This window comes from Streptomyces sp. NPDC052043, from assembly GCF_044548235.1.
Lineage (GTDB): Bacteria > Actinomycetota > Actinomycetes > Streptomycetales > Streptomycetaceae > Streptomyces.
In genome coordinates, this window is the sequence record NZ_JBIUBT010000010.1 from 240105 (window position 1) to 258630 (window position 18526).

23 protein-coding genes and 1 pseudogene are annotated in these 18526 nt (G+C 69.0%); 3 read left to right on the forward strand and 21 right to left on the reverse strand.

What is annotated here, in order from left to right; genetic code table 11:
* Positions 1–87: 87 nt before the first annotated feature.
* Together ACIHCX_RS25275 and ACIHCX_RS25280 are read right to left on the reverse strand one after the other, a co-directional pair.
* A pseudogene (locus ACIHCX_RS25275) lies at positions 88–983 on the reverse strand (hypothetical protein).
* Between the two features lie 33 nt (positions 984–1016).
* Positions 1017–1424, reverse strand: coding sequence for an ATP-binding protein (locus ACIHCX_RS25280; protein ID WP_400033125.1), 408 nt, complete (start codon positions 1422–1424; stop codon positions 1017–1019).
* A 233-nt stretch (positions 1425–1657) separates the two neighbouring features.
* Here ACIHCX_RS25280 and ACIHCX_RS25285 point away from each other — a divergent pair, with 233 nt between their 5' ends.
* Genes ACIHCX_RS25285 through ACIHCX_RS25295 form a run of 3 tightly spaced genes read left to right on the forward strand, consistent with a single transcriptional unit; the run spans position 1658 to position 3315 of the window.
* On the forward strand, positions 1658–2509 hold the full coding sequence (locus ACIHCX_RS25285; protein ID WP_400033126.1) for a helix-turn-helix domain-containing protein: 852 nt from the start codon (positions 1658–1660) through the stop codon (positions 2507–2509).
* 9 nt (positions 2510–2518) lie between these two features.
* Complete coding sequence (locus ACIHCX_RS25290; RefSeq protein ID WP_400033128.1) at positions 2519–2719, forward strand: DUF397 domain-containing protein; 201 nt, start codon at positions 2519–2521, stop codon at positions 2717–2719.
* Complete coding sequence (locus tag ACIHCX_RS25295; RefSeq protein ID WP_400033130.1) at positions 2716–3315, forward strand: hypothetical protein; 600 nt, start codon at positions 2716–2718, stop codon at positions 3313–3315. Before ACIHCX_RS25290 ends, ACIHCX_RS25295 begins: the two co-directional genes overlap by 4 nt.
* Here the strand turns inward: ACIHCX_RS25295 and ACIHCX_RS25300 are convergent.
* The 19 genes from ACIHCX_RS25300 to ACIHCX_RS25390 form a co-directional block, all read right to left on the reverse strand.
* The gene (locus ACIHCX_RS25300; RefSeq protein ID WP_400033132.1) at positions 3307–3897 is read right to left on the reverse strand and encodes a hypothetical protein; all 591 of its coding nucleotides are present in this window, start codon (positions 3895–3897) and stop codon (positions 3307–3309) included. The genes ACIHCX_RS25295 and ACIHCX_RS25300 overlap by 9 nt on opposite strands.
* An 8-nt stretch (positions 3898–3905) precedes the next feature.
* Entirely contained in the window at positions 3906–4505 is a 600-nt protein-coding gene (locus ACIHCX_RS25305; protein WP_400033134.1) for a hypothetical protein, read from the reverse strand.
* Positions 4502–5830, reverse strand: a complete 1329-nt coding sequence (locus ACIHCX_RS25310; RefSeq protein WP_400033136.1) for a hypothetical protein — start codon at positions 5828–5830, stop codon at positions 4502–4504. The genes ACIHCX_RS25305 and ACIHCX_RS25310 overlap by 4 nt, the downstream gene beginning before the upstream one ends.
* The gene (locus tag ACIHCX_RS25315) at positions 5827–7221 is read right to left on the reverse strand and encodes a putative T7SS-secreted protein (RefSeq protein ID WP_400033138.1); all 1395 of its coding nucleotides are present in this window, start codon (positions 7219–7221) and stop codon (positions 5827–5829) included. The genes ACIHCX_RS25310 and ACIHCX_RS25315 overlap by 4 nt, the downstream gene beginning before the upstream one ends.
* A 29-nt stretch (positions 7222–7250) precedes the next feature.
* The gene (locus ACIHCX_RS25320; RefSeq protein ID WP_400033140.1) at positions 7251–7568 is read right to left on the reverse strand and encodes a hypothetical protein; all 318 of its coding nucleotides are present in this window, start codon (positions 7566–7568) and stop codon (positions 7251–7253) included.
* An 8-nt stretch (positions 7569–7576) separates the two neighbouring features.
* A complete protein-coding gene (locus tag ACIHCX_RS25325; protein WP_400033311.1) occupies positions 7577–7993 on the reverse strand; it encodes a pilus assembly protein TadG-related protein in 417 nt (138 codons plus the stop codon).
* A 41-nt stretch (positions 7994–8034) separates the two neighbouring features.
* Positions 8035–8463, reverse strand: coding sequence for a TadE/TadG family type IV pilus assembly protein (locus ACIHCX_RS25330; protein WP_400033142.1), 429 nt, complete (start codon positions 8461–8463; stop codon positions 8035–8037).
* The gene (locus ACIHCX_RS25335; RefSeq protein ID WP_400033144.1) at positions 8464–8913 is read right to left on the reverse strand and encodes a TadE family protein; all 450 of its coding nucleotides are present in this window, start codon (positions 8911–8913) and stop codon (positions 8464–8466) included.
* 44 nt (positions 8914–8957) lie between these two features.
* Complete coding sequence (locus ACIHCX_RS25340; protein WP_400033146.1) at positions 8958–9209, reverse strand: hypothetical protein; 252 nt, start codon at positions 9207–9209, stop codon at positions 8958–8960.
* A gap of 56 nt (positions 9210–9265) precedes the next feature.
* Entirely contained in the window at positions 9266–10189 is a 924-nt protein-coding gene (locus ACIHCX_RS25345; RefSeq protein ID WP_400033148.1) for a type II secretion system F family protein, read from the reverse strand.
* The gene (locus ACIHCX_RS25350; protein ID WP_400033313.1) at positions 10186–11115 is read right to left on the reverse strand and encodes a type II secretion system F family protein; all 930 of its coding nucleotides are present in this window, start codon (positions 11113–11115) and stop codon (positions 10186–10188) included. Before ACIHCX_RS25350 ends, ACIHCX_RS25345 begins: the two co-directional genes overlap by 4 nt.
* Before the next feature lie 44 nt (positions 11116–11159).
* The gene (locus tag ACIHCX_RS25355; protein ID WP_400033150.1) at positions 11160–12467 is read right to left on the reverse strand and encodes a CpaF family protein; all 1308 of its coding nucleotides are present in this window, start codon (positions 12465–12467) and stop codon (positions 11160–11162) included.
* Positions 12464–13417, reverse strand: a complete 954-nt coding sequence (locus ACIHCX_RS25360; RefSeq protein WP_400033152.1) for a hypothetical protein — start codon at positions 13415–13417, stop codon at positions 12464–12466. Before ACIHCX_RS25360 ends, ACIHCX_RS25355 begins: the two co-directional genes overlap by 4 nt.
* A gap of 16 nt (positions 13418–13433) precedes the next feature.
* Positions 13434–14162, reverse strand: coding sequence for a hypothetical protein (locus ACIHCX_RS25365; RefSeq protein ID WP_400033154.1), 729 nt, complete (start codon positions 14160–14162; stop codon positions 13434–13436).
* Positions 14163–14577: 415 nt separating this feature from the next.
* Positions 14578–15174, reverse strand: a complete 597-nt coding sequence (locus ACIHCX_RS25370) for a hypothetical protein (protein WP_400033156.1) — start codon at positions 15172–15174, stop codon at positions 14578–14580.
* 1 nt (position 15175) lies between these two features.
* Entirely contained in the window at positions 15176–15808 is a 633-nt protein-coding gene (locus ACIHCX_RS25375; RefSeq protein ID WP_400033158.1) for a hypothetical protein, read from the reverse strand.
* Complete coding sequence (locus ACIHCX_RS25380; RefSeq protein ID WP_400033160.1) at positions 15805–16665, reverse strand: hypothetical protein; 861 nt, start codon at positions 16663–16665, stop codon at positions 15805–15807. The genes ACIHCX_RS25375 and ACIHCX_RS25380 overlap by 4 nt, the downstream gene beginning before the upstream one ends.
* The gene (locus ACIHCX_RS25385; RefSeq protein WP_400033162.1) at positions 16658–18085 is read right to left on the reverse strand and encodes a hypothetical protein; all 1428 of its coding nucleotides are present in this window, start codon (positions 18083–18085) and stop codon (positions 16658–16660) included. Before ACIHCX_RS25385 ends, ACIHCX_RS25380 begins: the two co-directional genes overlap by 8 nt.
* Complete coding sequence (locus tag ACIHCX_RS25390; RefSeq protein ID WP_400033164.1) at positions 18082–18408, reverse strand: hypothetical protein; 327 nt, start codon at positions 18406–18408, stop codon at positions 18082–18084. The genes ACIHCX_RS25385 and ACIHCX_RS25390 overlap by 4 nt, the downstream gene beginning before the upstream one ends.
* Between the last annotated feature and the right edge of the window lie 118 nt (positions 18409–18526).

Below are 18526 nucleotides of genomic sequence, written 5' to 3' on the forward strand. Positions count from 1 at the left end.
CGGACGCCGTAGAAGACGACGTGATCCACAAACGGCCAGCCGTATCCAGTCGGTCAAGCGCCGAACCACCCAGGTCGGACGCCACCCTCAGGCTGACCCGTCGCCAGTGTCCACGAACAGCTCCTCTGCGTTGGTGGCGTGGACGGCCCGCTGGGCCCAGACCTCGAGTTGGTCCAGGTCGGAGCAGGTCGTCACTCGATCGCGTGTGGAGTCCGATACGGGGATGCCACGCCAGCCGAGGATCCGGAGGACCATCGACGCACGCTCCTTCTCCACACCCTCCTCGCGGGCCTGTTCCCGTACCTTCTCGGCGACCTCGTGCCGGAAGAAGTAGTTGACCGGCATCATCAGCTCCTTCCAGATCTGCTTGGCCTGGACATCGACCAGGCACGACTCGACAAACTGCGCGAGCATTCCAGCGCTGTCGGTATCGGTGGTCGCCAGGGCTTCCGCCAGCGGTTTCAGTATGGCAGCGGCACCCGGCCCCTTACCATGCGTCATCGCCGAAAACGCCGCGAGAAAGACATCTCGCTGGGCCTCCGCCTCGTCGGCGATAAGCGGCACGTTCTCCGGGCTCAGCACCAGGGGCCGTACAGTGAGCGAGTGCCAGCCGGGCAGGCCCAGGCGGATCGGCCGCGTCGCCCAGCGTGCCGTGGATCTGCTCTGTGTCAGAACGATCAGCACCGGCTCCCAGCGGTACTTCGCGTACAAGTAGCTGAGGTAGTAGGCCCAGCTTCCGCGTTTGTCCTCGTCCCGCTTGCCCTGGGACTCGACGACCAGAAGGTACGTCCCTTCGTCCGTCTCCGCCCGCAGCAGCGTGTCCACGCGGCGCTCGACCGGCTCGATCTCCGTCAGGTCCGCGTTGAGTACCGCGAAGTCGCGCGGTTCGGGAATCGGGATGTGCAGTACACGCTGAAGCGTGCGGGTGAAACCCGCCGGATCCTTCTGGCCTGATGCAGACCTTCGTGCGACGAGCTGACCATCCGCCCTCCTTTCCATCCGATGTGATCAACGAGTTACGCCGCCAGCAGGTCACACCACACGTACTTGCCCCGGTTGCCCTCCCTGGACAGTGGCTGCCAGCCCCAAAGGTCGGCGCAGGCCCGGACCAGGGCGAGCCCGCGTCCCTCCTCCAGGTCGACGACCTGCTCCAGTGGCATCGGAGGCTCGGGCGGCGCGGGGTCGGTGTCCCACGCCCCGATCCGCAGTACGCCCACCGACCAGCGCACCCGCAGGGCGGCCGGCCCTTTGGTGTGCCGTACGGCGTTGGAGACCAGTTCCGTGGCCAGCAACTCGGCCGTGTCGATGAGGCGGATGAGGCCGTGCATCGTGAGGATCAGACGGAGGGTCCTACGGGAGATGGTCACGGCGCGGGCGTCGTTCGGGATGTACAGGGTGTACTCCCACGGTTCGTTTTCGGGCATGGGGCACTCCAGTGACGTGAGGCAGGGTAGGGATGGCGCCGCGGTGGCGGGCGGTGGCCTTGCCGCAACCGTCGTGGCAGGACGGAGCGGTGCGCTTCCGGGGCCCCGGACTGCCGCAGCGTGTGCGTCGCGTCACCGACGGTAGGGCATTAATTTCTGCCCCTGCAACCGATTGGCATAGTCTGACACCCGAACGCGGCTCGTACTGAGGGGCGTTGGAGACGGGAGGGAACATGGCACCAAGGAGCCATCCCACCGCGCGCCAGCGACGTCTGGGCACCGAACTACGCAGGTTGCGGGAATCCGCCGGCTTGAAGGCCCGCGATGTGGCAGCGTTCCTGAATTCGACCTCGGCTCAGGTGAGCCAGGTGGAGGCAGGCATCGCGGGCGTCAGCGAGGAGCGCATTCGTCGCCTGGCGTCCCATTACGCCTGCGCGGACGAGGTGTTGATCGACGCGCTGGTGGCGATGGGAGGCGAGCGCACGCGCGGCTGGTGGGACGAGTACCGCGCGGTACTTCCTCCCGTGTTCCTGGATGTCGCCGAGGCGGAGCATCACGCGGCGTTCCTGCGCGAAGTGGTCATCAGCCACGTCCCCGGACTCCTCCAAACCCGGGACTACGCACGTGCCGTCTTCGGTTACATGGTCCCGGAACTGCCCGAGAGCGAACTGGAACCTCGGGTCGAACACCGCATGAGGCGCCGGGCCGTGCTCAACCGCAAGCTCCCAACGCCGTACGAGACGACCGTGCACGAGGCGGCGCTCCGCATCCTGGTGTCCGATCGCGGGGTCGCCCGTTCTCAGCTCCTGCACATCCTGCAGGAGATCGAATGTGGACATACGACCGTGCGGGTCATCCCGTTCGCCAGAGAGGGCTTCGCCGGAGCCGGAATCGAGATGGTGTACGTGGGCGGCCCGCTCCCCCGCCTGGACACGGTTCTGCGCGATGCCCCGCACGGCACAGCCTTCATCGACGCCGAATCCCAGCTGACACGCTTCCGAGCCCTCCTCAATAGAGTGGAGAAGGCAGCTCTGGAGCCCGTGGCTTCCCGGGACTTCATCCACCACCTGACGAAGGAACTGTGAGGTGCCCGTATGGAGCAGGTCATCCGTTGGCAGAAGTCGTCGTTCTCCGGCGGGGGAGACGGCAACACCTGCGTGGAGATAGCGAACCTGCACACCCAGATAGCCGTCCGCGACTCAAAGGCCCCCGCCCGAGCCACCCTCTCCTTCCCGGCGGCAGCCTTCGCCACCTTCCTCGACTCGCTCAAAGCGGCGGCAGAAGAGGGGGTTTGAGCCTGCGGCGGCATCTGAAGAGGCTCCTGCGCGAAACGGAGCGGGACTCCAGAGATGCCGTTCCAGTCGACATCGACTTGTCGTACACGACAGAGGTCCCGTGGCCGTCACTCCGGAAGTTCGCGCAGTTCGCGTACCTTGCCGAGCAGTACGGCTACCGCTACGACGGGTTGGATCCGGACCTGCGAGAGTCCGGCACGCCCTTCTTCGTCTTCCGGCGCCTGCCGGACGAGCCTGAGCGGGCCGCGCGGATGAGGGAACGGTTTCCCGATGCCACCGAAGGCGGTCGGCTGCCCGGGATGCGTTCCTGGCCTGTGCCGGTGCTGACGCTGCCGGAGGCTCGGCGCGAGGTGAGGCTGCTGCACGCCAGGATCGCCGTCGACTACTACGGTGCGATCCGGCGGCAGCCGTTGCGGCCGGTGCTCATCGGCATTCCGCTCGTCGTTCTTCTCGCTCTGCTGGTGAACGGTGAGCTGTACGCCGCAGGACTGCGGGTCGGGGCCGGTACGGTCGCAGCTCTGCTGCTTGTGCTGGGGGCCTCCCGGATCTTCATGCGTCGGCGCATCGCGGCGTACCGGCGGTTGCTGTCAGAGTGAGAGCGTCTTCGCGATCTTGTCGGCCTGCTGCTCGGCCGGCTCGTCCAGGACCGCTTCCGTCCAGGAGACCAGCATCGTGAGCGCCGTCTCCATACCGTCCGGGCGGACGCCGTAGAACACCGTGTGGATCACCGGGCGTGGGCCGAAGAAGCCCTTCTTCTCGCCGATCAGGTTCTGCCGGATGCGGACGGCGTCGCCGAGCGGAAGCCGTACCTCGCGCACGTCCGGTTCGCCGAAGTCGTGACCGGACATGTGCTCGACCAGCAGGTCAAGGGTGATCTCAGGGAACGTCTCGTCGGGGTGGATGCCGTCGAGTTCCATGATGGCCGCCACCGTCTCGTGGCCGCTCAGGTACCAGCCGAAGGCGGCCAGCGGATCACGGGTGTGGCAGTCGGCGGCCGTGCGCTTCAGGTCCCGTGCCAGGCGGCGGGCGTCGCCCGTCTGGCCGTCCTGCGCGTACCGCACGGCGAGTTCCTCGGACTGGCTCTTGGCCCAGTAGTCCAGGTCCACGCTCCCGGCGACGGGGAAGGGCACCCAGTCCTCCGAGCACTCCAGGCCGAGGTTGGAAAGGTCGTCGGTCATGTTCTCGGTCAATCCGTCCAGGTGAAAGAGTCGGCGATCGCGTCGAAGAGTCCGGCCATCGCGTCCGCGATCGGCTCAAGTGGTGTGGAGAAGGTCAGCAGGAGGAACGCGGTGGTGGCGGGGACGGGGAGGTGGTACTCCACCGAGAGCGAGTTGTGCGGGGGCTCGGTGCCTTCCTCGTCCCGGTCCTGCGGTGTCAGCCTGCGGACTCGGACGGCGGGGCCCGAACTCAGCTCCTCGATGCTCACCGATCCCTCGCCTTCGTCGGCGAACCGCTGTGCCAGGGCTTCGAGCGGCAGCGGCTCGGGGTGCCGCGGTGGCGCCAGGGTGACCAGCAGCGAGGCGGGAATGGTGACGGGGCCGACCTCCTGGAGGCTGAGGTACAGCTCGATACCACCGCTGCGGTACGCCTTGGCGGTGCGGCGCCGCATGTCCCTGCGGAGTTCCTCCTTGAGGTGCGGCGCGTTGTCGATGCCGTCGAACTGGCGCTCCACGAGCGCGTCGATCGCCCTGTCCCGCTGCTCGGGCTCCAGGAGGATCCGGAACCACCCGTCGGGAAGCAGCAGCCGGTAGTCGCCCGGGGGAGCGGTCTCCTCGGTCTGGTTCATGCGGGTTGCTCCGTGGGGGTCTGAGTCGGTGCCGGTCGTTCCAGCCAGAGCCGGCTGCGTAGCTGGTGTGCGGCGTAGGGCACGGCCTGCAGGACGAGGCCGACCGCCCCTGCGAGGATCGCCGCCATTGCCGTCCGGGGGTGTATGTCCTCGATCCATAGGCCCTGGACGATGGAGAACCACGATCCGAACGCCATGATGGCGGTGGACGACAGTCCAGCAATGGTGCTGGGGAAGCGAGCCAACCCGCGTGCCGTACGGGCGGATTCAGGTCGCAGTTCGGGACCGAGTACGGATTGCTTGAGCAAGACGGCCTTCTCACTCAACCTGCGCTCGGAGGAGGTCAGTCCGGTGGCCCGGCGCAGCCTGGACCATCCGTCCGCGCCCATCTCGCCGCCGAACCAGACTCTCCACGGAAGCACGGCTCGCACTTGGTCGTGCGGGCCACACAGTTCTACGCCGAGGGGCTGACCTGCCCGGTCGCGCACGAGCACCAAAGAGGTCAGAGCGTGCGGACCGGTGAGCGGAAGCCAGTATTCCCGCCCGCCGAGGTCGCGCAGAACGAGATCGCGGTCCTGCACACGCAACTCCGTGTCCCGGCAGAACCTGACGGACGCTGCCGTCCCTTCCGCGGGCGCGGGTCGGATCCGCTCCCGTACGACGGGGACACACCGCCGCAGACGCAGCCGGGTCCACGCCCGCAGGGCCAGCCGCGCCACCGGGCCGACGAGGGCGGTGGCGGCCAGCAGCAGGATGGCCAAGGGTTCGGTCGTGTCCAACAACAGGACCACTGTGAAAAGAGCGAACCAGGCTGCTCCAGCCACGAGGCGAAGTCCCCAGTACCACAGGGGGAACGCAGTCCCAGGAGCGAGAGACTTTGCCCCACGTCGACGCGAACTTGGTGTCACCAGCGAGTTGTTCCTGTCCTTCACCACGTGAAGGGGAAGGCCCGCGGCCTTGAACAGTTCGGCCACACCCGTACGCTCGAGGACTTGTTGGCCATGAACGGTCCCCTTGGGGAGAACAGGCGACTCGGGCAGCCAGCTCTCGATGTCGAAGGAGCCGACCAGCGCACCATCTCGGCCCTGCAGCTGGACCTCTCCCCACGAGCCTTCGATCGTGGGCCCCATGCGTTCCATGTCGGCACCGGGGATGTCGAGAAAGACCGCACGCGTGATACCGCCGTCTCCGATCGGAAACCTCTGCCTGCGCGTGCGGGTCTGCAGTACAAGGTCACCGCCGTCCAGATAAAGCCGTGAGCGGTAGCACATTTCGAGGCCGGGCCCGCGTGAAGCCGCAGGCCTGAGTGCCGGTTCGCGGATCACGGGATGACCTTGTGGTAGAGATTCGTCACCGATCCGTAGGCGCCTTCGGCTCCCGCCGCAATTCCCGCGGCGGTCGCCCCAGTCCAGACGGTAGCCTGCCCCGAGAAGTTGCTCACCCCACGGACAACATCGGACATCTCCAGAGCCGCAGGTGACATGCTCTTGAGATCACTCGCGGCCTTGGCCAGATCGGGGTCCAGTGTGTTCAACGAACGCGGTGCAGCCATTTCACGGGCTCCTTCCCGCCAGGCCTGCTTGGAGAATGGGTTTCCGATCGACTTCATGCCGTCAACGGTATCCCGGTAGATGGCACTCGGCCTGAACCCCTCCTTAAGGTTGTTCCACGAAGGCAGCTTCCCCTTCGGCATGCTCGCCAGGGCGTTGGCCCCAGCCTTTCCGCGGAGCGCGCCCGGAATATTGCGGTTGACGAAGTTCCACGCCCTGTTCGTCTTCATGCCCGAGGCGATGGCCTGTTTGAACAGGTTGCTGCGGGCCACGACCTTGGTCCCGGTCGCCGCTCCCTTGGCGCCCGCCATCGCAGCCCGTCCGATACCGAACGTCGCAAGGCCCACGAAGTCGAGGAACACCGACATCCCGCTTCCCTCACCGCCCAGCCAGAGCACCAGGTCCGTGGCGAACGCAACGATGCTGAAGAACAGCGCCACCGCGTTCGCGACCGCGGCGATGGCCTGGCCGATGACGGGGATCCACCCGAGGGCGAGGGACAGCACACCTGCCCACAAGGCGATTCTTCCGGCGATTTTGGACAGTTTAGTGAGCCAGCCGGCATTCTCGTGGACCCAGTTCTTGAACTTGTCCTTGAAGCCGTCCTTCAGTCCGTCGCCTTCGATGACGTCGTGGATCGCCTCGGCGGCAGCCTTCGCAGCGCTGTCGCGGATCGCCTTCGCCGTCTGAAGGGCCTCCTTCGCCGCCTTCAGGCTGGAAGAGGCCTGCTCCTTGTGCCGGTTGTACTTCTTGGTGTCCGGATCATCCTTCGGAGTGTCGTCGGGCTGTCCGTCGAGGGAGCGCTGCGCCGAAGTGAGGTCGCCGTGGGCCTGCTCCGCGTCACCCAGCGCCTTGTCGGCCATCTGCTGGGCGCGATGCAGTTCGGAGGCGTACTCGTTGCTGCACACGTTCTCGCGCACCTGTGTGCCGAGGGCGGTGGCTGCCTCGTCGTACCGCTTGAAGGCCTTGCGCAGCTTGTCGCCCGCGCCTTTCGCCGATTCCTCGAACTCCTTGGCCGCCTTGCCCTGCCAGTTCTTGACGGAGCGCAGCGCCTTGATCTCGCGGGCCTCCTTCTCGATGGCCTCGGCGGTCTTGCGCAGCTGCCGGCCGAGCCTCGCGACCTCGTACGGGTCACCGGGGATCGGATCGGACGTCTCGTCCAGCACCGACCAGCGGTGAACGGCGGGCCGACTTGTCACTTCTTCGCGCCCTTCTTCCCGTCCTTGTCCGCGTTCCGGAGCGCTTCGGCGAGTTCGTGGTCGATCTTCTCGTACGACTCCGCCGCGGCCTTGGTGATGCCGTGCAGCGACTCCAGCTCCTCGGTGAGCTTTCGCCGGTGGATCTTCCAGTTGCTGTCGAACTTCGAGAAGGCGTCGAGGATCCGCTGTGAGCCGATCTCCGAGATGCCGAACCCTTTTGCCGGGTTGCCCCGTTCGGCGAAGGTGTCACGGATGCGCTTCAGTGCTCTGGAGCACTCCTTGATCCGGTCGATGTCCGCCTGCTGATCGCTCATGGATGCCGTCACCCCACCTCGTTCTTGGCCACCGCCCGGCCGTGGACCACCACGCTGCCGCCGTAGAACATGCCGGTGAAGACGGGTGAGTACGTCAGCTGGATCTCGACCTGGACCTGGTCGGCGTCGGCTGCCACGCAGTGGCTCGCGGCGATGTCGGTGCCCGTCATGCTCATCTCCCGGGCGAAGGCCTTCACGCGGGCGTCGCAGTTGCCGTAGTTGATCGGGGCGGGGCCGCCCTCGTCGTTGTAGAGGGCCTCGCGGTCGATGTCCTGGGCGGCGTAGCGGGCCGCCTGTTCCGCTATGTCCGCGGCGCGTTCGCGCTTGGAGATGGACAGGCCGCCGTCGATGACGAAGGCGGACAGGGCGAGGAAGACCAGGGCGAAGATGATGACCGCGCCGGCGCCCGAGCCACGGTCGGACATCCGGGAGCGACGGGCCTGCCACCAGGTCTGTCGGGCATGCCTCACGCCGACCTCCGGAACGGATCCAGCGGCGAGCTGAAGCTCGCGGACAGCCTCGTCGGGATGTTCAGGCCCAGCGACGCCAGGCCACGCACCTGGCAGCTGACCTCGACCGTGAACAGGGTGTCGGGGGCGAAGCCCGCGCTCGTCTGCACCACGGAGACCGGCCCCGAGCAGACGTCCGTCAGGTCCGCCTCCGCCGCCTTGCGCGCCTCGGACATGGCCGTCGCGTGGTCCTTCTGGATCGAGCCCGCGCGGGCCGCGTCCCGGGCCGCGCCGTCGACCGCGCCGCGGCCCTGGACGAGTTGGCCGAAGGCCACCAGGACCAGGATGAAGAGGATCATCACCGGGGCGAGGATCACGACCTCCACGGTGGACAGGCCGCTGTCGTCACGGGTGGACGGGAGAGACCTCCTGGAAGAGCGGTTCATCTAGTTCCCGCCCTCCCGCACGAACCTCTCCACCGGGCCGGACGACTGCGCGTGAACCGTGAGGTTCAGGCCCGGGAACACCGTCGGGATCCGCGCCGAGATCTCCACGCCCACGGTGTTCTGCTCCGGCTGGAGCATCTTCACGTCCGGTGACAGGACCAGCTGCGGGCCCAGTTGGCGGATGTAGGTGTCGACGGCGTTCCGCGCCTCGCCCCGCCAGGCGCCGGGCTGCTCGTCGGCCGTGGCGCGGGCCTTGCGGGCGCCGGCCTGGGCCGCCGCCTGGGCGACGTGGTCGGCGAAGAAGTACAGCGCGAACTGCACCGTCGCGAAGATCATGAAGAACAGTACGGGGGTGAGCAGCACGAACTCGATCGCGGTCATCCCGGAGTCGCCCCGGCCGGAGGCCGACTCCCGTACGGCCTCCGCCCGGCGGCGTGTCCACGTCCGCATGCGCTGCACCACGTCCCCGATCCCCGTTCGCCGTCAGTTCGCGGTCAGCAGGTACCGCTCTGATTGGCACCCTTGATGCAGTCGCCGACCTTGTTGGCGCCCTGGCTCAGTGCGGAGTTGATGATGGCGGCCACCACGCCCACGATCGCCACGACGACCGCGGAGATGATGACCCACTCGACCGCGGAGGCGCCACGGTCCAGTTCGCCGGAGCGGGCGCGCTGCACACGTCCGCCCAGGAAGGTGACCATGAAGTCCACGGCCGGGATCCCGGTGTGGAAGTCTCGTCCGTTCATGACAGTGGTTTCCTCTCGAATGCAGGGCAGTTGGCAGGGTTGTCAGGGTCGGCGGCTCATACCTGGAACACCCGCATGGCCGCCGGGTAGATCAGGAACACCAGGAAGCCCGCGCACAACAGCAGCTGGGCCACGAGCATCGACTGGGACTTCTCGCCCGCGCTGCCCTCGATCTCGGACATCTCGCGGTGGCGCATGGTCTCGGCGCGCGAGGCGAGCGACTCGCGCACCTTCGCGCCGTCGTCCGCGACCAGGGCCAGGGAGGCCGAAAGGTCCTTCAGCTCCTCCACGCCCAGTTCCTCGCCGAGCTGGCCGAGCGCCTGCCACTGGCTGATGCCGGTGATCCGGGCGTCGGCGAGCGCGTTGCGGATCCGCTGGTTCGCCCAGCCGTCGGACACCTCGGCCGCCGCCATCAGCGCCTCCGGCAGACCCCGGCCGCCGGCCAGGCTCATGGACACCAGGTCCAGATACGCGCCGATCACCCGGCGCAGGTCGCGGCGCTTGTCGGCCGCGTCCCGCCGGATCTCCAGATCGGGCAGGAAGAAGAACAGCGCCGCGCACAGCAGGGCCAGCCAGACCGGGATGACCGGGCTGCGGCCGAAGCCCAGCGTGTAGACCACGGCGAACAGCAGCGGGCCGAAGAACAGCCCCGCCACCGACAGCAGCACCTTCGTCGCCAGGAACCTCTCCCAGCTGCGCTCCAGCACGGCGAGATCGGCGCGCAGTGAGCGCTGCTCCCAGCCCTGCTGCACATAGAACTCGGCGACGCGCGCGCCGACCTGGGCGCGGAGCGTGCCGAAGCGGCCCGCCTCCTCCCGGGCCTGGTGCCGCGTCTCGTACGCCGCGCCCCGCGCCCGCATCGCGTCGATCCGCGCGACCTGCGCGACCGCGCTCCGCCGTGACGGCATCAGCGCGCGTACGAGGGCGTAGACACCGAGGCCGAGGACCGCTCCGACCACGACCGGCACCGTCAGGTTCACCGACGTACCCCTTCCTCCTGCTGGGCGGGCGTGCGCGGCCGTACGAACTGCACCGCCGTCTCGTCCCGCACCAGGAACCGTTCCGGCGTCTCGATCGTGGACAGCTTGCGCAGCCACCAGAAACCGAGTGCGAACAGACCGCAGACGAGCGCGAGGACCAACTGGCCGACCGGAGTGCCGTACGGCGACACGAAGTCGCGGTTGAAGATGGACAGTCCGAGCACGAAGGCGACGGAGACGGCGACGACGATCTGCACCGAGCGCCGGGTCGAGGCCCGCTGGGCCATCACGCGCTGGCGCATGTCGACCTCCTCGCGCGCCGACTTGGCCAGGGCGCCGAGGACCTGGCGCAGACCGGGCCCGCGCAGCCGGGCGTTGAGGATGAGGGCGGCGACGATGATGTCGGCGGAGGCGTCGTCGATCTCGTCGGCGAGCAGTTGCAGCGCCTCGGGCAGCGGAGTGCGGGCGCGCAACCGGTCGACCAGGGCGTCCAGATGGGGGCGCAGGACCGGGGCGGCGGCGCGCGCCGAGGCCGGGATGGCCTGCTCCAGGCCGACCGCGCCGGCGATCGTGTCGCGCAGCGACTCCGTCCAGGAGGCCAGGGCCTCCACCCGGCGCATCGCGGCCCGCTCCTCCGCCGCACCGCCGAAGAGGCGGTCCCAGAAGAAGACGAGGACACCGGCCGCGACGCCGGCGACCGCCCACCGGGTGAGCACGAGAACGGCCAGGCCGACGAGGGCGGCGAGGGAGCCGCGCCGCCCGGCGAAGCGGATCAGTTCGCTCGCCCGCTCGGCCGCCCTCTGCTTCTCGTGCTGGGGCTTGGCGGGCAGTCCGCGTACGGCGAGGACCAGCAGGGCGAGGCCGCCACCGACGGCCACGCCGGAACCGATCGAGTACAGGACGGTGGTGGAGAACAGGCCGCCCATGGAGCCGAGCGAGCCGAGTGCCACTGGGTGTCCGGTCACGCCGCTCACCCCCAGGATCCGTGGGGCTGGTAGCCGTACGCCATGAGGTCCTCCAGGCAGGCTATGGGCGCGTGCGGGACGACCCGGCCGTCGGGCGTCTCGGCGAACACCTCGCTGGACAGCACACGGCCGTCGACGCCGTTGACCTCGCGGACCGAGGTCACACTGCGCTGAAGCCGGCCGCCGCTCTGGAAGTTGTTGCGCCGCTGGATGAAGACGACGAAGTTCACCGCGCCCGCGATCAGCATCTGGCTGGCCTCGATGGGCAGCCGCTCCGTCGCCTGCAGCGCGTAGGTGGAGATGCGGTTGAAGACCTCGCTGGAGCTGTTGGCGTGGATCGTGGACAGCGAGCCGTCGTTACCCTGCGACATCGCGTTCAGCATGGTCACGATCTCGTCGCCGAGCACCTCGCCGACGATGACGCGGGAGGGGTTCATACGGAGGGACCGGCGCACCAGCTCGGCCATGGAAATGGTGCCCTGTCCCTCGGAGTTGGGCAGCCGTTCCTCGAATGCCACCGCGTTGGGGTGCAGTTCGGGGAAGGTGTCGAGGCCGAGCTCCAGCGCCCGCTCGACCGTGATGAGCCGCTCGTGCGGCGGGATCTCGTTGGCGAGGGCGCGCAGCAGCGTCGTCTTTCCGGCGTTCGTCGCGCCCGCGATCATGATGTTCTTGCGGGCGCGGACCGCGCAGGCGAGGAAGTGCCCGAGCTCCGGCGCGAGCGTGCCGTTGCCGACCAGGTCGGAGATGAACACCTTGCCCATCCGGGCCCGGCGGATGGACAGCGCGGGCCGGCGGGTCACGTCCATGACGGCCGACAGACGCGAACCGTCCGGCAGCCGCAGGTCGAGCTGCGGGTTGGCGGAGTCGAAGGGGCGGGACGACAGACCCGAGTAGGCGCCGAGCACCTGGATGAGCTCGATCAGCTCCTCGTCGGTCTCGGCGACCGGCTCGCCCTTGACCTCGCGCCCGTCGGCGTACCCGACGAACACCTGGTCGCAGCCGTTGATGTCGATGTTCTCGACCTGCGGGTCGTCGAGGAGGGGCTGGAGCCGGCCGACGCCGAACAGCGCCGCGTGCACGGCGGCCGCGTACTGCTCCTCGGTCTCGGCGTCCAGCGGCGTACGGCCCGCGTTGATCTCGGCGCGGGCGTACTCCTCCAGGATCTGCGCTATGACCGCGCGGGCGTACTGCCGCTCGTCCTCGCCGGACATCGGCGTGACGCCGTTGACCTGGTCGAGGCGGCGCTGCTCGGCGATGCGGTCACCGGCGTCCTGCCGGAACCGCTTGACCAGCTGGTGGTCGACAGCGGTCACCGCCCGGCCCCCGGCTGACCGTTCATCTGGCCCTGATGGGACTGCTCAGGGGCGGCTTGCCCGCCCTGGTACGCCCGCGGGGCCTGTGACGTCTGCTGCCCCTGCGGCGCCTGCTGCGCCTGGTGGGCCTGATGCGCCTGTGCGGACACGGCCCAGGCGGCGCCGTACTGCTGGTACAGGTCGGCGGTGACCTTGCGGGCCGAGCGGATCAGCAAGGACTTGTCGAGGCGGCCGCGCCTGCGCCCGGCCAACTGCTCGGAGCCCGCCGGGTCGTCGGCGATGGTGCCGACGACGCGCGCACCGGTCTGGGCGTGCACCAGCATGTCGTTGACCTGGCCGGAGACCTTGCCCGCGGTGTTCGGGTCGGCGACCAGGACCACGCCGATCACGGGGGTCGCCAGGCTCGCGGCGCCGCGCGGGCCGCCGTGCAGCTTCGCGGACAGCGCGGCGGCGCGGTCGCGGACGCGGGCGATGGACTCCGGCTCGGTGCGGGAGACCAGCAGGACGAGGGAGGCGTGCGGGAACAGTTCCACGGCGGGGGTGTCCCCGCTGATCCGGCCGCAGTCGGCGATGACGTCGGCGGGCGCGTTCGGGGAGTCGGCGAGGGAGGCGAAGGCGTGACCCAGGGTGGGCCACAGCCCGGCGAGGCCGGCCGCCTGCTCGGCGACGCCGAGTCCGACGAGGACCTCCAGGCCGCCGCTCAACGGCTGTACATGGTCCCACAGTTGGTCGGGCACGAGGCCGCGGCGCGCGGTCGCGGCGATGGACAGCATGCCGACGTTCGGGTTGAGCGGCCCGCCGTGTGCGGCGGCGCTGCGGTAGACGAGGTCGCCGCCGGCCGGGTCCGTCTCGGCGAGCAGCACGCGCCGCGGCCAGACGGCGCCCAGCGCGACGGCGGCGGTGGTGACGCCGGGCGAACCCTTGTCGGCGGCCAGTGCGATGAGGGCCATGGGTGCGCCGCCGTCCTCAGTTGCCGGGAACGACGACGACGGCGACGGAGCCCGCGGAGGCGGCCTGGGTCACTGCGGCGGCGTCGGACTGGTCGACGAGGAGGGTGAGCGACAGGTTGCCGGTGCTCACGGCGGCGTCGCTGTTGTCGCTCTTGGAGCTGACCCGCGCCTTGTCGACGAGGAGGTTGCCACCGGCGGACGAGCCCGCGGAGTCGCTGCTCCCGCCGGAACCGGAGCTGGAGGCGGCGGAGTTGTCGCCGACGCGGTAGACGGCGACGATGTCGCCGCTCTTGATGTCCGCCGGGTACTGCCCCTCCTTGAGGGCGACTCCGACGGAGGCCTTGCCGGCCGGAAGACTGCTCTTCGCGGCGAACATCTGGCCCATCACGACCGTGTCCTTGTAGATCGTGGACTTGGCCTTGAGGGTCTTCAGGGTGCCCAGCTGCGACCACCGGACGTAGTTGACGGAGTCGTCGGCGGCCACCATCACCGAGGTGACGTCGTTGGAGGTGACGGACTCTCCGGCCTGGATGTCGCGCGTCACCCTGACGACCTCGATCCGGTCCCCGGCCTGCAGCACGAGCATCGTGGCGCCCAGCGCACCCACCAGGATGAGCAGCACCGCCAGGGCCGCCAGGGCCGGTTTGCGCTCGCGAGGCGCCGTGGGAAGCCGGTCACCGACCGACGGCTGAGCCGGAGCCGCGGAACGTCCCGCACCCGCCCCCGTACGCTCCTGGATCTTCACGCAACCGCTCCCCGTACGCCCAAGATGTCGTCTGCCACGTTCTGCCAAGCTCTTTGCATGGGCTGCAAACCCGGACACTCCACCAGCGATCCGGGCGATGTCGCGAGTATCCGGCGCGGGGGCGAGTGTCAAGCCATCGCACGGTATCAGCCGCACATAAGCCCCTCAAGGTGAGTCAGGCCCCGTGGGAAACAGTCGACTTGCTGTTACCTGTCTGCAACGCACCGTCGATTCGGCTCGGTTGGCCACGGGCTTACCGGGCCCACCCGAGTGCGCGGCAGCAAATCCCCCACGGACCCGGCATACCGCACCACGAAACCCGACGGTCCCGCGACCATCAGGCACCCACGACCCCTGCACGAATTACTCACGAAGCCGCAGACCGGGCGGGCCGGCGCCGTGGCCCGCGAGGGCTTCACACGGAACTCACGCCGACCGTTCGCGCGAGATCGTCCGCCAGCTCGCACAGGGCGTCGGTGTACGCGAGGGCGCGCCAGGACGTCAGCAGGACGAGGCCCCATCCGGGGTCCGGGCAGATGCCGTAGGCGCACGTCTCCAGGATGGTGCCCGTGCCGTCCCGGTCGACGTCCTGGACGTAGGCGTGCCGGACACGGACGGCGGGGCCGGCCGGAAGCGTCCGCGGCTCGGCCTCGGGCGGGCGGAAGGAGCTGTCCGTCGGGGCGGCCAGGTAGCCGTGCAGCAGGTCGACGGTCACCGTGGGAAAGGTGTCGTCGGCGATCAGCGCGGACAGCTCGATGCGAGCCATCTCGCCGAGGTGCGGGTCAGGGACGTAGGAGAGCGCGGTGACCGGGGACCGGCCGCGCGAGTCGGCAGCGGCCTGGCGCAGTTCCTCGGCGAGCGCCTCGATCAACCCGCTGTTCCCACCGGGCCCGACGCGCTCACGCGCCGCGTCCAGGGCCCAGGCGCTCAGGTCCTCACCGCCGCGTATCGGCAGGGCGATGGCGTCCTGCGGTGCCCGCAGGTGCACCGTGGACGCGGCGAAGTCGGGCATCTCAAGCCATCCATTGCAGAGTGCGGGCGATGGAGTCGAAGAGCGTGACCAGTGCGTCCGCCAGCGGTTCCATCGGGGTGGAGAAGGACAGGAGCAGCCGCTGTCCGCTGTGCGGTACGGCGAGGTACAGGTCCAGGTGGGTCACGGACAGCTTGTTGCCGTCGGGATCGTCGGGGGCCGGTCGCCGGACGTAGCGGTGGCGTACGGCGGGTCCGGCGGGCAGGTCGGCCGCCGTCACGTCGGCGTCGCCGCTCGTCAGGGACAGGGCGATGTCGGACAGGTCCCCTGCCTCCACCCCCGGCGGCGGCTGGAGGACCGTGACGACCAGGCCGGCAGAGACCGGCACCTGCCCGATGACCTGGTTGACGAGGTACATCTCCACCCCGCCGTTCGCGTGCGCGGCCTCCGCCTGCGCCACCATCCGCTCGGCCAGCGCCGCCTTCAACTGCGGGGTGGCCTTGGTACGGCGCAGCCCGCGGTTGACCAGGTTGTCGATGCGGTGGGTCCAGCGGTCGGGGTCGAGGAGGATGCGCTCCCAGCCCTCCGGTACGGCGATGCGGTAGTCGGAGGGGGGTGCGACCGACGCCGACGCGCCACCGACCCCTTTCCCACCCATGCCTGGCTCCGCACTCATGACGCCACTCCGTCCTTCTGCCGGGACCGCCGGATCCGCCCCAGTGCCACAGCGCTCGCCGGAGCCAGCACCAGCACGGCTGCCGCCCCCAGGGCCACGGCGGTCTCGACGGTGTCGCCGATGTCGGACTTCGAACCGATGAAGGGGCCGTAACGCCCGGACGGATCGATCACCGCCGTCGTCCTGTCCCCTGCCCGGTCGGCGCAGTCCTCCCGATTGCGGAGCACCTTGTGCACGGAACCGTCGGGCAACCGGACGCGGCAGTACGTCTGACGTGCTCCATGCGCCCACTGGTGACTCGGAGCCGTGATGGTGACGGTCTGCTCCACTCCCCGCAGTTGCAGGTACCAGTCCTGGCTGGTGTGGGCGGCGACGAGGATCAGGACGTAGTACGCCGCCACCGTCAGCCACCTCAGAGCCAGTCCCCCACGGGATTCCCGGGTACCGAGCGCCGCGAGGACGACCCCGATCCCGCAGAGAACACCCGCCAACAAGGAGACCGCGCCGCCCAGCAGGCCGGCCAGCTCGGTGACCAGGAACCCGGCGACCGCCGCCAGGAGCAGCCGCAACCACGGCCACACGGCGATCCGCTGGGCCGGCCCCTCGTCCTCGCCGGGGCGTCGCGGATCGTCCTTGGCGCTGAACTCGGACAGGATGCCGCGCACCTTCCGCATCCCGCCCTCACCGGCGGCTGTGCGCCGCAGTTCCGGCAGCCCCATGCCGATCTCTTCCAGCGTCCGCTGCGCGTCCTCCGGCAGCTCGGCGAACAGGTCTTCGACCGTTCGCTCGTCGTCACTCGCCACGTGGTCCTTGCTCTCCTGGCTGGAATGGTCCGGCGTCCAGACCGGGTCATCCACCCGCGGGTACGTTCCAGCTCCAGTTGTAGAACGGCGTTCCGTTCGATCCGAGTAGGGGTATCTCCTTGATCCCGCTGAACAGGTCCGGCCCGGTGACCCACGGCTCCCCGGAGTCGGCGTGCGCCAGGTTGAGCCAGCCGGCGGCGAGCGGCAGGGTCTGACTGCCCATGTAGAGGGCCTGGCCGGAACGCGCCATGCTCTTGAACGTCGAGCCCGCGAGCTGGGACAGCTTCGGCGCGCCGTCGGCAACGAGGCTCTCCGCTCCGGGGAGTTTGCCCGCTGCGATCCGGATGTCGTCCGCGTACGCCTTGAAGTTCACCGACTCCTTGACGACCGACCGCATCCGCGGGAGGAGCTTTTCCGGCCCCTCGGCCAGCGCCTTCCCTATCTGGCCCGGCTTGATCCCGTTGAGCGCCTCGGCGAGTCCGCGGGCCGCCGACGGGTTCAGCCCGATCTCCCGGGCCAGCTGGACGTCCTTGACCGCGGAGGCTCCGCGTGCGGCGACGGACGCCTCCTTCGCCGCGGTGCCGAGCACCCGCCCGGCGCCGAACGACAGGACACCGATCGCGTCGAGCGCGACGTCCAGCCAGGTGCCCTTGCCGTCGAGGGCCGAGATGGTGTCGCAGACGAGCGCGATCACCGAAGCCACCAGCGCCAGCGCACCCAGTACCTCACCGAGTACAGGCACCCAGCTGAGAGCCAGGGCCAGCACCCCGAGGACGGCGGCGGCCACACCCGCCCAGTGCCCGATCTCGGCGACCCAGTCCTTCCAGTTGTCCCACCAGTGGTGCTTGGGGTCCTTCAGCCCGTCGTGGTCAATGGCGTCATGGATGGCGGTCCTGGCATACCCGGCCTGGGTGTTCCGGTAGGACAGCGCATGCCGGATCTCTTCCTTCGCGGCCTCCAGGTCGCCGTCGGCGGCCTTTTTCTGCCGCGTGAGCTTCTGATGGACGAGATGGTCGTCCTGGCAGGGGTCCTGCCGGCCGGAGTGCTGCGGGGAGAGCTGACGCTGATAGCTGCTGCTGTCGGCATCGGCGGTCCTGGCCTTCGCCAACGCCGTACGGACCAGGCTCTGCGCATACGCGAGGGCGGTGGCCCAGTCGACGTGACGCTGCTCGTCGGCCGGCTCGGAGCCCACCTTGGAGCCGAGGGCCTTGGCGGCGGCCGCGTACCGCTTGTGCGTCTTGCCGAGCAGCCCGACCGTGTCACCGGTCTTCTTCCGGAACTCCCGCCCGGCGTCGGAATCCCACCCGTTGCCGTCGACGAGGTTGTGCAGCTTCGTGGCCTGCTCCTCGATCAGAGCGGCCGTATCGGCGATGCGCTTGCCGAGCCGGGCCACTTCGTAAGGGTCGCCCGGAGTGAACTGCTTGTCGTCGTAGCGCGCGGTTTGCCAGTCGACGCCGGAGAATTCGTCGCTCACGCGCTCTTACCGCTGCCCTTGCCACCGTTCTTCGGCTGGGACTTCAACAGGGCCTGGGCGAGGTGCTGATCGAGCCCGTCGTACGCCTTCGCCGCCGCCCCGGCCGTCTTCCCGAGGAACTCCAGCCCTTCACACAACTGCTTGCGCTTCTTCTTCCAGTCGTCCGCGAAATTGCCGAGTGCGGAGGCGACATCTCCCGAGCCGATCTCGGATTCATAGGAGTGGACAAGGTCCCGAGCATGCTCGAAGTGCGACGTCAACTTGCCCACCGCCCGGCTGATCTCCTTCAACTCGGAGGTGGGCACGGCTATGTGATCCGCCACTACATCCCCCATTCACAAACTGCCCACGTGATCGCCACATTCCCATCATTCGGCCCACCTGCGCCGGGACGATCCCGCCCACTTTCATGGACGGCTATCACTGCAGCAACCAACGGAA